Below are 12,221 nucleotides of genomic sequence, written 5' to 3' on the forward strand. Positions count from 1 at the left end.
CTACTCCGCCGCCGCCAATCCCGCCATGTCGCGGTTCTTCATCAGCTTGTAGACGATCGAATCCATCAGCGCCTGGAACGAAGCATCGATGATGTTTTCGGAGACGCCGACCGTCCACCAGCGCGCGCCGGTGCCGTCATGGGATTCGATCAGCACGCGGGTGATCGCCTCGGTGCCGCCATTGAGGATACGCACCTTGAAGTCGGCCAGCTCGAGATCGGCGATCTCGCTCTGGAATTTGCCGAGATCCTTGCGCAGTGCAATGTCGAGCGCGTTGACCGGGCCATGGCCTTCGGCGACCGACATCTTCTCCTCGCCCTCGACCAGCACTTTCACAATCGCCTCCGAGACCGTCTTCAGCTGGCCGTTGGCGTCGAAGCGGCGCTCGACCATACAGCGGAACGAGGTGACGCGGAAGAATTCCGGCAGGCCATGCAGCATCTTGCGCGCCAGAAGCTCGAAACTGGCGTCGGCGCCTTCGTAAGCGTAACCCTCCGCCTCACGTTCCTTGACCACGGCGATCAGAGCGTCGAGGCGATGGTCATCCCGGGGCACGTCGATGCCGCGCCGCTTCAGCTCGGCGAGGAAATTGGCCTTCCCACCTTGGTCGGAAACCATGACGCGGCGGCGGTTGCCGACAGTCTCTGGCGGCACATGCTCGTAGGTCGCCGGCTCCTTGGCCAGCGCCGAAGCATGGATGCCGGCCTTGGTGGCGAAAGCGGAGGCGCCGACATAGGGCGCCTGCGCTTCGGGCGCGCGGTTCAGCAACTCGTCGAAGGCGCGGGACAGACGCGATATACCGGTCAACGCCTCTGCCGAAATGCCTGTAGCAAAGCGGCCCGAAAAGGCCGGCTTCAGCGCCAATGTCGGCACGATCGAGATCAGATTGGCGTTGCCGCAGCGCTCGCCGATGCCATTCAGCGTGCCCTGGATCTGGCGCACGCCGGCCTCCACGGCGGCAAGCGAATTCGCCACCGCCTGGCCGGTGTCGTCATGGGCGTGGATGCCGAGATGGTCACCCGGTATGCCGGCGGCGATCACCTTTTCGACGATGGCACGCACCTCAGAGGGCTGGGTGCCGCCATTGGTGTCGCACAAAACCACCCAGCGCGCGCCGGCTTCATAAGCCGTTCTGGCGCAGGCCAGCGCATAATCGGGGTTGGCGTTGAAGCCATCGAAGAAATGCTCGCAGTCGACCATCGCCTCCTTGCCGGCAGTGAGCGCCGCCTCGACCGAGGTCCTGATCGCCTCGAGGTTCTCCTCATTGGTGCAGCCGAGCGCGACGCGGACGTGGTAGTCCCAGCTCTTGGCGACGAAGCAGATGGCGTCCGATTTCGACTGGACCAGCGCCGCAAGCCCAGGATCGTTCGAGATCGACACTCCTGCCCGTTTGGTCATGCCAAAGGCAACGAATTTGGCATCGGCCGTGCGACGCTCGGCAAAGAAGGCGGTGTCGGTTGGATTGGCGCCGGGGTAGCCGCCCTCGACGTAGTCGATGCCGAACTCGTCCAGCAGCTTGGCGATGGCGATCTTGTCCTCGACAGAAAAGTCGATACCCGGTGTCTGCTGACCATCGCGCAGCGTGGTGTCGAACAGATAAAGGCGCTCGCGAGCCATGGTCATTTCCCGGCAAACATGTCCGTTGCGCGGATCAGCCTGTCGAGGATGCCCGGCTCCGAATAGGCGTGGCCGGCGCCTTCGATCAGATGGAAGTCCGCTTTCGGCCACGCCTTGTGCAACGCCCAGGCATAGCGCGCCGGGCACGGCATGTCGTAGCGGCCGTGAACGATGGTACCCGGGATATCCTTAAGCTTCCATGCATCGCGCAGCAGCTGTCCCTCTTCCAGCCAGCCGGCACGGACGAAATAGTGGTTCTCGATGCGGGCGAAAGCCAGGGCATAATCATCCTGGCCGAAGGGACCGCTGGTTTCCGGTTCCGGCAGCAGCGTGATCGTCTCGCCCTCCCACAGGCTCCAGGCGCGGGCGGCCTCGACCCGCGCCACAGGATCGCTGCCGACCAGCCGTTTGCGGTAGGCGGCCATCATGTCGCCGCGCTCAGCCTCCGGAATGGGCGCCAAAAACCGCTCCCACTTGTCGGGGAACATCTCCGAGACGCCGAACTGGTAGTACCATTCGAGTTCGGCGCGGGTCAGCGTGTAGATGCCGCGCACGACCAGTTCGCTGACCTGCTCGGGGTGGGTCTCGGCATAGGCCAGCGCCAACGTCGAACCCCACGAGCCGCCGAACACCAGCCATTTGTCGAAGCCGCACATTTTTCGCAGGCGCTCGATGTCGGCGACCAGGTGCCAGGTGGTGTTGGCTTCGAGCGAGGCATTGGGCGTCGATTTTCCGCAGCCGCGCTGGTCGAACAGAACGAGGTCGTAGAGCTTCGGGTCGAACAGCCGCCGGTGCTTTGGCGAAATGGTGCCGCCCGGCCCGCCATGCAGGAATACAGCCGGCTTGGCCCCCTTGGTGCCGGAGCGCTCCCAATAGACCTGATGGCCATCGCCAACGTCGAGCATGCCGGACTCGAAAGCCTCGATCTCGGGATAGAGGGTACGGAATTCGCTGCTCATAATTTCAGGCCCTGCTGCGGCCAGTTGGCCGTCTCGTGATCGGGATGCTGGAAGGAGATGATGGATTCCTGTCGCGCGTAGAAATCCGGGTCGTCATGGATCGGCGCGTCGAAGATCGTCTCGACCCAAGGCAGCCTAGCGGCGTAGTTGACCTGGATCTGCGGCGCCAGATCGGAACGGTCGTCGAAGGCGCCGATGGCGATCTCCAGCGCGCCGGGCTGGCGGTAGGTCAGCGGTGTGCCGCAGCGGGCGCAGAAGCCGCGATCGATGTTGACCGACGACTGAAAGTAACTCGGCTCCTCGCGCACCCATTCGACGCCGTCGCTCGGCACTGTCACCAGCGCGCCGAAAAACGACCCGAACTGTTTCTGGCACATGCGGCAATGACAAATGGACGGGCGGCCGAGCGCCCCGTGGATGCGGAAGCGCACGGCGCCGCACTGGCAGCCGCCGGTACGAACGGTTTCGGTCATGATTTTTCCTCCGGCGGCCATTGTTCGGTGTCGTGGTCGGGATGTTGGTAGGAGACGAGGTCGGCGAGATAGGAGGCAGACGAGACGTCGGCCATCGTTTCCTCACCGGGCAATTCGTGAACATGATCCACATAGGGGAGCTTGGCTTCGACACCCCATTGGATCGTCGGCGCAATCTCCTCGGGGTGGTCGAATGCGGCGATGGCGAGCGCCACGCCATCGGGCGCTTCGAAGGTCAGCGGCGTGCCGCATTCGGCGCAGAAACCGCGCAAAGCCGCGTTGGACGAGCGGAAGCGTTTGGGCTCACCGCGCGTCCAGTCCAGCCTAGTGCCGCGCACCGAGACCAGCGGCAGGTAGAAATTGCCGCTCGCCTTCTGGCACATGCGGCAATGGCAGACGGAAGCATCGCCGAGCGTGCCTTCGACGCGGAAGCGCACCGCGCCGCACTGGCAGCCGCCTGTATACACCGGTCTGTTGTCGAGGCTCATCGCGCACTACTCCGGAGCATGGCAGACCGCCTCGACATTGTTGCCGTCGGGATCGAGGACGAAGGCGCCATAATAGTTCGGATGGTAGTGCGGGCGCAGGCCAGGCCCGCCATTGTCTTTGCCGCCGGCGGCGATTGCGGCGGCGTGAAAGGCATCGACCTCGGCGCGGCTGCGCGCGGTGAAAGCGACATGCTGATGATGCTTCGACTTGTCCTTGCCGGCGTGCAGCCAAAACACCGGCCGGTCGCGGCCGTAGCCGCCGACCTTGGCGCCGCCGGTATATTCCTGCGGCACCATGTAAAGCAGCGAGGCGCCGAGCGGCGCCATCGCCCTGTCGTAAAAACCCTTCGACGCGTCGAAATCCGAAACCGTGATGCCGAGATGATCGATCATCTTTTTACCTCCCAGGTGGTGATGCGTTCGCCGGTGACGGGGTCCTTGCCGTCCTTCAACTGGATGCCTTGCGTTAGCAACTCGTCGCGGATGCGGTCGGCGTCGGCCCAGTTCTTGGCGGCGATCAACGTGAGGCGTTGGGCGATCGCCTTGGCAACGGCGTCTTCATCCACCTTGGCTGTTGTGACGTCGAAGCCGAGGAACAACAGCGATGCCTTCAGTGAAGCGGCAGCATCGTTGTCTTCGGCGGCAGCGTTGCCGCTACCAGCGTTGAAATCAACAGCATCGCCAGCCAACTGCGTCAGCAACTGGAATGCGGCATAGGTGGCAAGGTCATCCGACAGCGCTTCGATCACATCCGCCGGCACCGGCTTTGCCGTCGGCGGCGCCAGATCGGCCGCCCGCTTCCATTTGCGCAGCGTATTCTCCGCCTCTTCCAGCTTGCGCACGGAAAAGTCGATCGGCTCGCGATAATGCGTCATCAGCATCGCCAGCCTGAGCACCTCGCCCGGCCATTTGCGGCCGCCAAAGGTATCCGTCTCCAGCAATTCGGTGATCGAATAGAAATTGCCCAGGCTCTTGGACATCTTCTGCCCTTCGACCTGCAGGAAACCGTTGTGCATCCAAACCTTGGCCATCGTTTCGGTGCCGTGGGCGCAACGCGATTGCGCGATCTCGTTCTCGTGGTGCGGAAAGATCAAGTCGAGACCGCCGCCATGGATGTCGAACACCTCGCCGAGATAGGCGGCCGACATCGCCGAGCACTCGATGTGCCAGCCCGGCCGACCCCTGCCCCACGGGCTGTCCCAGCCCGGCTCCTCGGGCGAAGACAATTTCCACAGCACGAAATCCTGCGGGTTCTTCTTATGCGCATCGACGGCGACGCGGGCGCCGGCCTGCTGCTCATCGAGATTGCGCTTCGACAACTGCCCATAATCCGGCATGGAAGCGGTATCGAACAAGACTTCTCCAGCCGCGACATAGGCATGGCCGCGTTCGATCAAGCGTTGAATCAAGAAGATCATGTCGACTTTGCCGTCGGGCCTGGGCTCGACGAACTCGGTGGCGCGCGGCTCGACCGTCGGTTCCAGGCAACCGAGCGCCGCAACGTCCTTGTGGAACTGACCGGCGGTCTTTTCGGTGACCCGCCTGATCGCTTCGTTCAGCGACAGCTTGCCCGATGCAATCTCGCCGCCGAAATCGCGCAGCGCGCGAGCGTTGATCTTGTCGTCGACGTCCGTAATGTTGCGGACGTAAGTGACGTGCGCTTGCCCGTAGAGATGGCGTAGCAAACGGAACAGCACGTCGAAGACGATCACCGGCCGCGCATTGCCGATATGGGCGAAGTCATAGACCGTCGGGCCGCAGACATACATGCGCACGTTGCGCGGATCGATCGGGAAGAAATCCTCCTTGCTCCGCGTTAGCGTGTTGTAGAGGCGCAGGCTCTTCGATGCGTCAGACATACGTGCGTTCCCGGTGCGTTACTTTGGTTGAGCATGATCTTTGGGATCGTGCTCTGGATGAAGCCAGTTACGCCGAGGCGCAAATCGGGCTCCAGCCTGCTGGCCGGGGCGTTTGTCCAATCTTGGAGGAGATGAGGCGAAAACGTCCAGGACCAGCGCGAGGCTAGCCGATAATGCAAATGCCACAAATGGCGAAAGGCGTTTTCATGGCCGGCTTTATCGCCTTGCCCGGTGTTGCCGTCAAGTCGCTACCTTCGCCAAAAATATCGTTGGATCACAGGAAATGCGGCACTGAAACATTTTATTAAACATGTCGGCACTGTCATGAAACATTCGCCGGCTAGATCAGCAAGCGTCACGATTTGGTCGGATTCGGCCAGCAAACGCAGACACGAAGACGTTACTAGGGAAGAGAAGAATGCCCAAGCAGGAACCCAGCCGTGCCAAGCAACCGGCGCTCGCCAGCTATTACCGAGCGATCGGCCCGGCAGCAATCGTCGCCGCTCTTCTGCACACCGCGAAGAAGAAGAAGCCGGCACAGAAGATCGTCTCGCCGCGCGCTGCCTGAGAATGCGGTCGGGTGAAGATTGAGGCGCTCACGGCGAACCAGTAACAGTAGCTTTTGCTAAAATAAACTCATCTGACTGTCGTTCGCGCCGGACTTCTGGCGCTTGACCTTCTCGGGCTCAGGCTCGATGACGCCCTTCTCCTGAATCTCCGACCCGGTATTGGCGACCTTATTGACGAGGTCGGAAACCGGGATCGCTTCGAAGAATCGGGCTGGGCAGGTCTCAGCAGATCGGCCACGTCGCGCGGCTCGAGCGTGCGGCAATCCAGCCAGCGTGCGAAATCCTCGGGATGGATCACTACCGGCATGCGGTCGTGGATATGGGCAGTATCGGCATTGGCATGGGCGGTCAGAATGGCGCCGGTGTCCACTTCCGAGCCGCCCGGCTCGGCATAGGTCTCAATCAGCCCGGCGAAGGCGACAAGCCCGCCCTGTCTTGGCCGCACCCAATAGGGCTGCCCTCTTCTGCCACCGGTTTGGTGCCATTCGTAGAATCCCGAAGCCGGCACCAGGGCGCGGCGATGGCGCATGGCAGCGCGAAACGACGCCTTTTCCGAAGCCCCCTCGGAACGCGCGTTGAACAGCAGCGGGAAGTTACGCGTATCCTTCACCCAAGCAGGGATCAGGCCCCAGCGCACCAGAATCGAGCGGCGGTCGGGCAGGTTCGAGCCCGGCGCCTGCGTCAATCCGGCGAGCGCCATCAGCACCGGCTGCGTCGGCGCGATATTGTAGCGGGCCGGAAACTCCTCAAGTTCCGCCAGGCCGAGAAAGGCGGCGGTCTGGTCCGGAGTGGCTGTCAAAGCAAAGCGTCCGCACATGAATTCAGCTTTCGATTGGTGGCGTATGAAAGTGGCCATGGAACCTGCCTTTCGCAACCGCTAAAGCTGTTCGCCGACGGTCGGTCCACAACGGGCTGTGCCAATCGAGCGATCCGGAGTCATGGAAGCACGCAAGATCATTCCGGCAGTCTCGGCCTGCGTCGTGCGCGAGAACACGGTGCTGCTGGTCAAGCGGGCCAGGCCGCCCTCGCAAGGCCTCTATGCCTTTCCCGGCGGCAAGGTCGAAGCCGGCGAGACGCTGGAACAGGCAGCACGGCGCGAATTGCTGGAAGAGACCGGATTGCAGGCGCGCAGCTACCGGCCGCTACGGGAAATCCACATCGACGGCAGCGGAGACGGACATCCGGTCGACTACTGGCTGACGGTGTTTGGGGCCGATTATGCCGGCGGCGAGGCGGTTGCCAGCGACGACGCCGAAACCGCGGCTTTCTATACGCTGGCCGAAATGATGGCGATGCCGCTCGCCGATGCAGTGCTTGAAATTGCCGACGATCTACTCGGTCCCAAAAATGACGGCGAAACGTGAGCCAGAGAATCGCCTTGCAGGCGACAAATTGTTCCAGCACAAAGCCTCATGAGCCGCACGTCTTCGTTTCTCGCCGCATGCCTCGCCGTCAGTGTGGTTGTCGGTGCGCGCCCTGCGATTGCCGCCGAAGCACCGTTCGAGCCCGGGCTGATGCGGCTGGCGGAAGTGCTCGGCTCGCTGCATTTCCTGCGTAATCTGTGTGGCGAGAAGGGCGATCGGTGGCGAGCCGAGATGGAAAAACTGATCGCATCGGAAAATCCGAACCCGGAGCGGCGCGCCCGCTTCATCGCCAGCTTCAACCGCGGCTACCGGTCGTTCGGCGGCACTTATACGCAATGCACCGCCTCGGCGACGGAAGCCATCAGCCGCTACATGAAGGAAGGCGAGACGCTGTCTCGCGACATCGCTTCGCGCTACGGAAACTGACGACGGCAGCCGCCTTCCGGAAAAGCCGCATCAAGGCTCGGCGCCGTCGCGGCGGACGCGTTCGACACTTCTCCGCTTGCCTCGACTGAGGTCTTGGTGCAAACCTAATGTTGCACTTTTGCAACTATGTTAACGAAACGTTAGCGCGCAGATGTGAAATTAACTCAAACTGAAGGTTTCCGTCCCCTTGGCCGACCTAATCGGCTAAGTTTGAAACGGATCGGATGCAGGTTTGCTGGACGCGACGGAATTTGTAGACAACGACCAAAAAAATGTCGCATTTACAACTACTTACTTGCACCTGCGTGTAAAAGGGACAACTCAAGCTTGATCCCTGTCCAACGGATCACCGCTTGAAAGGGTGGACATCGCAATGGAACATGGCGTCAACGACATCGACGCGCTGGTCAGGGAAGAGAAGCGCCTGACTGCCGTGGAAAGCCACAGCGAAGCCTGGGCAGAAGGATTGTCGGCGGGGATCGAGCCGGAAATCATCGCCGAGGCAGCCCTCGAAACGGCATTCGGCGAAATGCTGCGCGCCAATGGCGAGACCTCGGCGCTTGCCCTGCTCGATCGCATGCGTGAAAAGGTGATTGCCGGAGCCTTCGAGCCCGAAAGACTGCGGCACTGATCCCGGTTCTTTGAGGAGGGCGCGCCGCCGGACATCATGTCCGGGCACATGGATGGGCTGGAACCAGGGAGTAGCAGGCGGTGAATTTTTCGATATCAGGCAAGCCACGCGGCCTGGTCCTCGGCATTTGGCTTACTGCTTCCTGCGCCACAATTCCCCTTGCACTGTTTCTTGCGAGCAGTCCCGCTCACCCCCTCAGCGAGATCAAACGCGAGGACCTGCCCTCGCCGGTCACGCCGCCGCCGGACGGCGACATGTCGCCGTCTGGAAGTACCGTCCCGATGCCCGGCCCACTCGGCACGGTACCACCTCCAGCCCGCCAGCCGACTCCGTCCGAGGAGCCAGAGCAAACCGAACCGAAAGGGCCAACGGACGATGGCGGGATGGCCAATCCGCATGTCGAGCCGGACGCGCCTGTGCCCGAAGTCGTCTACGACCTGGCCAAGTTGCCGGAACCGGTCAGGCGCATGCACGATCTGATCGTCGAGGCGTGCAAAAGCGGCGACATCGAAAAGCTTCGGCCGCTGATCGGCACGGGAGACATGATGACCCAATTGTCGCTGGGTGACATCGAGGGCGACCCGATCGCCTTCCTGAAGGGCCTTTCGGGCGATACGGAAGGCCAGGAGATCCTCGCCATCCTGGAAGAGGTGCTCAGTGCCGGTTATGTCCATGTCGATGCCGGCACGCCGCAGGATCTCTATGTCTGGCCCTATTTCTTCGCCCTGCCGCTGGACAAACTCGATGCCAGGCAGCGGGTCGAGCTGTTCAAGATCGTCACCGCCAGCGACTATGACGATATGAAGCAGTTCGGTGCGTACATCTTCTACCGAGTCGGCATCACGCCGACCGGACAATGGACGTTCTTCGTTGCTGGGGATTGAGTGGTTTAGCCTGGCCCTTATGAGGCAGGGAGCTTAGCCCGCCAACGCCTCGCAAAACTCCACCGCCCTGCCCTGGCTCGGCGCGACGATCTCGCCTTCCCACATCACGCGCCGGCCGCGAACGATGGTGCCGACCGGCCAGCCGGTCACCTGCCTGCCGTCATAAGGCGTCCAGCCGGCCTTGGAGCCTTGCTGGGCGTTGGCGATGGTCTCGCGGCGCTTCAGATCGACGATGGTCAGATCGGCATCGTAGCCGGCGGCAATACGGCCTTTCCTGGCGATGCCGAAAATACGCTGCGGGCCGTGGCTGGTCAGGTCGACAAAGCGCTGCAGCGTCAGCCGGCCGGCGTTGACATGGTCCAGCATGATCGGCACCAAAGTCTGCACCCCGGTCATGCCGGACGGCGACGCCGGATAAGGTTTTGCCTTCTCGGCCAGCGTGTGCGGCGCATGGTCGGAGCCGAGGACATCGACAACCCCTTGCGCAATGCCCTGCCAGATCCCCTCGCGATGGCGCGTGGCGCGCACCGGCGGGTTCATCTGGATTAACGTACCGAGCTGCGCATAGTCATCGGCGCTCAGCGTCAAATGATGCGGCGTCGCCTCGCAGGTCGCGACATCCTTATGCTGTTCGAGGAAGCCTATCTCCTCGGCGGTCGAGATGTGCAGCACATGGATCCGGGCGCGAACCTGGCGCGCGATGCGCACAAGGCGCTCTGTGCAGCGCAATGCAGCGATCTCGTCGCGCCACACCGGATGTGAGGACGGATCGCCCCCGATGCGCTCGCCAAGCCGCTCGCGCAGCCGGAACTCGTCCTCGGAATGAAAGGCGGCGCGGCGGCGTGTGTTCCTCAGGATCGAGGCAACGCCTTCGTCATCCTCGACCAGCAGGTCGCCGGTGGACGAGCCCATGAACACTTTTATGCCGGCCGCACCCGGCAGCCGCTCGAGATTGCCAACGTCTTTTGCATTGTCGCGGGTCCCGCCGACCCAGAAGGCAAAGTCGCAATGCATGCGGCCGGTGGCACGCCGCACCTTGTCGACAAGGGTTGCCTCGCTGGTGGTCAGCGGATTGGTGTTCGGCATCTCGAAGACGGTGGTGACGCCGCCAAGCACCGCTGCGCGGGAGCCCGTCTCCAAATCTTCCTTGTGCTCCAGTCCCGGCTCGCGGAAATGCACCTGACTGTCGACGACGCCCGGCAGGATATGCAGCCCGTGGCAGTCGATCGTCTCGCCCGCCGATGCCTGGCCGAGGTCGCCGATGGCAGCGATGCGCCCACCATTGATACCGACGTCGCGAAAACCCTCGCCGTCGTGATTGACCACGGTGCCGCCTGTCAGGATGAGATCGTAGAGGGGGGCCATGCGGATCCGGTCTCTTGCGGGGGAAGTGCCAGCGGCTTACGTAATGACCGATAGTTTTGCAAGATCAGGCTCGTTTTCCCACCATGCCCTTTGCCTCGCTCAGAGATCGCGCACTCGTTTCCGTGTCCGGACCGGATGCCGAGCACTTTTTGCAGAACATCCTGACCACCGACCTCGACGCGCTCGGCCGCGGCGAAGCAAAGCCCGGCGCCTTGCTGGCGCCGCAAGGCAAGATCCTTTTCGACTTCCTGATCTCGCGCGCTGGCGAAAATATTTTCCTGCTCGAATGCCGTGCTGAGACCATCGATGACTTCATGCGCCGGCTGACGCTCTACAAGTTGCGCGCCAAAGTCGAAATTGCCAAGGCAGATCAGTCGGTTGTGACCGTCGTATGGGAAAGCGATTCAACGGCCTCGCAATTTGAATCGGCGCCGTTTGCCGATGCGCGGTTTGTCGATGCTATCGTCACGCGCTTCTATGGTGGCGCGCCAGACGGCGGCGACCTTGCCGCATGGCAAGCCTTTCGCATCGCCAATGGCATTGCCGAAAGCGGCAGCGACTATCAGCTCGGCGACGCGTTTCCGCATGATGTGCTGCTCGACGAGATCGGCGGCGTCGGCTTCAAGAAAGGCTGCTACGTCGGCCAGGAGGTCGTCTCGCGCATGCAGCATCGCGGCACTGCCAGGCGCCGAGTGTTGATCGTCTCGGCCGAACGCCCCCTGCCCACTTCGCGCGCAGAGCTGGCCGTGGCGGGGCGACCAGTCGGCACGCTTGGCTCTACCGCCGGCACGACAGGCCTTGCCATTGCCCGCATCGACCGGGTCAAGGCAGCGCTCGACGCCGGCCTGCCGATCCTGGCTGACGACGTCGCCGTGTCGCTCGCCATCCCGTCCTGGGCGAAGTTCAGCTTTCCGCAGGAAGCCGTTGGCGCGGAGGACGCCTGATGGCGGCCGACCGCGCCGGGGCGCCGCCGCGTGCCTGGCAACGTATGCTGTCCGGCCGCCGGCTCGACCTGCTCGATCCTTCGCCGCTCGACATCGAGATCTCCGATATTGCCCATGGCCTTGCCCGCGTCGCACGCTGGAACGGCCAGACCAGAGGCGATCACGCCTTTTCGGTCGCCCAGCATTCGCTGCTGGTCGAAACGCTTGTCGGCGAACTGATGCCGGATGCCGACGCTGACGCGCGGTTGGCGGCGCTGCTGCATGACGCGCCGGAATACGTCATCGGCGATATGATTTCGCCGTTCAAATCCGTGATGGGCGGCAGCTACAGGGATTGCGAGATCAGACTGCAGCGCGCCATCCATCTGCGCTTTTCACTGCCGGCCGAACTCGACGCGGGGCTGCGCAAGGAAATCAAGCGAGCGGATCAGATCGCCGCTTATTTCGAAGCAACGCTGCTTGCGGGTTTTTCGACGGCAGAGGCGACCGAGTTCTTCGGCAGGCCTCGCGGTTTCAACGCCGAGCGCTTCGATGTCACGCCGCGCTCGGTGACCTGGGCGCAGAATGCCTTTCTCAAACGGTTTGCGGCAATCGAAAAGTCGCGACGCCAGACTGCCGTTCCAGCCGGCTGAAAACGGTAAA

The 12,221-nt window shown here is 62.7% G+C and carries 14 protein-coding genes and 1 pseudogene; 7 read left to right on the top strand and 8 right to left on the bottom strand.

The window, feature by feature from the left end; all coding sequences use genetic code 11:
- Genes cimA through cysS form a run of 6 tightly spaced genes read right to left on the bottom strand, consistent with a single transcriptional unit; the run spans position 1 to position 5,396 of the window.
- Positions 1–1,623 carry a citramalate synthase gene (gene cimA, locus NKH80_RS00745; protein WP_352989049.1) on the bottom strand — a complete coding sequence of 541 codons (1,623 nt, stop codon included), beginning with the start codon at positions 1,621–1,623 and terminating at the stop codon, positions 1–3.
- The gene (pip, locus tag NKH80_RS00750) at positions 1,620–2,576 is read right to left on the bottom strand and encodes a prolyl aminopeptidase (protein ID WP_352989052.1); all 957 of its coding nucleotides are present in this window, start codon (positions 2,574–2,576) and stop codon (positions 1,620–1,622) included. Before pip ends, cimA begins: the two co-directional genes overlap by 4 nt.
- Complete coding sequence (locus tag NKH80_RS00755) at positions 2,573–3,049, bottom strand: GFA family protein (RefSeq protein ID WP_352448982.1); 477 nt, start codon at positions 3,047–3,049, stop codon at positions 2,573–2,575. Before NKH80_RS00755 ends, pip begins: the two co-directional genes overlap by 4 nt.
- Positions 3,046–3,537: a GFA family protein gene (locus NKH80_RS00760; protein WP_352989055.1), complete on the bottom strand. Its 492-nt coding sequence runs from the start codon at positions 3,535–3,537 to the stop codon at positions 3,046–3,048. Before NKH80_RS00760 ends, NKH80_RS00755 begins: the two co-directional genes overlap by 4 nt.
- Before the next feature lie 6 nt (positions 3,538–3,543).
- On the bottom strand, positions 3,544–3,930 hold the full coding sequence (locus NKH80_RS00765; protein ID WP_352705388.1) for a VOC family protein: 387 nt from the start codon (positions 3,928–3,930) through the stop codon (positions 3,544–3,546).
- Positions 3,927–5,396, bottom strand: coding sequence for a cysteine--tRNA ligase (gene cysS / locus NKH80_RS00770; protein ID WP_352689571.1), 1,470 nt, complete (start codon positions 5,394–5,396; stop codon positions 3,927–3,929). Before cysS ends, NKH80_RS00765 begins: the two co-directional genes overlap by 4 nt.
- 418 nt (positions 5,397–5,814) lie before the next feature.
- Here cysS and NKH80_RS00775 point away from each other — a divergent pair, with 418 nt between their 5' ends.
- Complete coding sequence (locus NKH80_RS00775; RefSeq protein ID WP_254820210.1) at positions 5,815–5,964, top strand: hypothetical protein; 150 nt, start codon at positions 5,815–5,817, stop codon at positions 5,962–5,964.
- 57 nt (positions 5,965–6,021) lie between these two features.
- Here the strand turns inward: NKH80_RS00775 and NKH80_RS00780 are convergent.
- Positions 6,022–6,782 (bottom strand): annotated as a pseudogene (locus NKH80_RS00780) (SOS response-associated peptidase).
- 121 nt (positions 6,783–6,903) lie between these two features.
- Here NKH80_RS00780 and NKH80_RS00785 point away from each other — a divergent pair.
- The 4 genes from NKH80_RS00785 (at position 6,904) to NKH80_RS00800 (ending at position 9,270) form a co-directional block, all read left to right on the top strand.
- Complete coding sequence (locus NKH80_RS00785; protein WP_352989060.1) at positions 6,904–7,329, top strand: NUDIX hydrolase; 426 nt, start codon at positions 6,904–6,906, stop codon at positions 7,327–7,329.
- Positions 7,330–7,377: 48 nt separating this feature from the next.
- Positions 7,378–7,755 carry a TIGR02301 family protein gene (locus NKH80_RS00790; protein WP_023677748.1) on the top strand — a complete coding sequence of 126 codons (378 nt, stop codon included), beginning with the start codon at positions 7,378–7,380 and terminating at the stop codon, positions 7,753–7,755.
- 373 nt (positions 7,756–8,128) lie between these two features.
- Positions 8,129–8,386 (top strand): hypothetical protein, encoded by a 258-nt coding sequence (locus NKH80_RS00795; RefSeq protein ID WP_008874920.1) that lies wholly within the window; start codon positions 8,129–8,131, stop codon positions 8,384–8,386.
- 80 nt (positions 8,387–8,466) lie between these two features.
- Positions 8,467–9,270: a hypothetical protein gene (locus NKH80_RS00800; RefSeq protein WP_352689569.1), complete on the top strand. Its 804-nt coding sequence runs from the start codon at positions 8,467–8,469 to the stop codon at positions 9,268–9,270.
- 33 nt (positions 9,271–9,303) lie between these two features.
- On the opposite strand, the gene NKH80_RS00805 is transcribed toward NKH80_RS00800, so the two are convergent.
- A complete protein-coding gene (locus tag NKH80_RS00805; protein ID WP_352689568.1) occupies positions 9,304–10,635 on the bottom strand; it encodes a dihydroorotase in 1,332 nt (443 codons plus the stop codon).
- An 83-nt stretch (positions 10,636–10,718) separates the two neighbouring features.
- Between NKH80_RS00805 and ygfZ the strand changes: the two genes are divergently transcribed.
- Positions 10,719–11,579 carry a CAF17-like 4Fe-4S cluster assembly/insertion protein YgfZ gene (gene ygfZ / locus NKH80_RS00810; RefSeq protein WP_352880949.1) on the top strand — a complete coding sequence of 287 codons (861 nt, stop codon included), beginning with the start codon at positions 10,719–10,721 and terminating at the stop codon, positions 11,577–11,579.
- A complete protein-coding gene (locus tag NKH80_RS00815; protein ID WP_023677753.1) occupies positions 11,579–12,211 on the top strand; it encodes an HD domain-containing protein in 633 nt (210 codons plus the stop codon). Before ygfZ ends, NKH80_RS00815 begins: the two co-directional genes overlap by 1 nt.
- The last annotated feature ends 10 nt before the right edge of the window (positions 12,212–12,221 follow it).

This window comes from Mesorhizobium sp. M0904, assembly GCF_040319475.1.
Classification (GTDB): domain Bacteria; phylum Pseudomonadota; class Alphaproteobacteria; order Rhizobiales; family Rhizobiaceae; genus Mesorhizobium.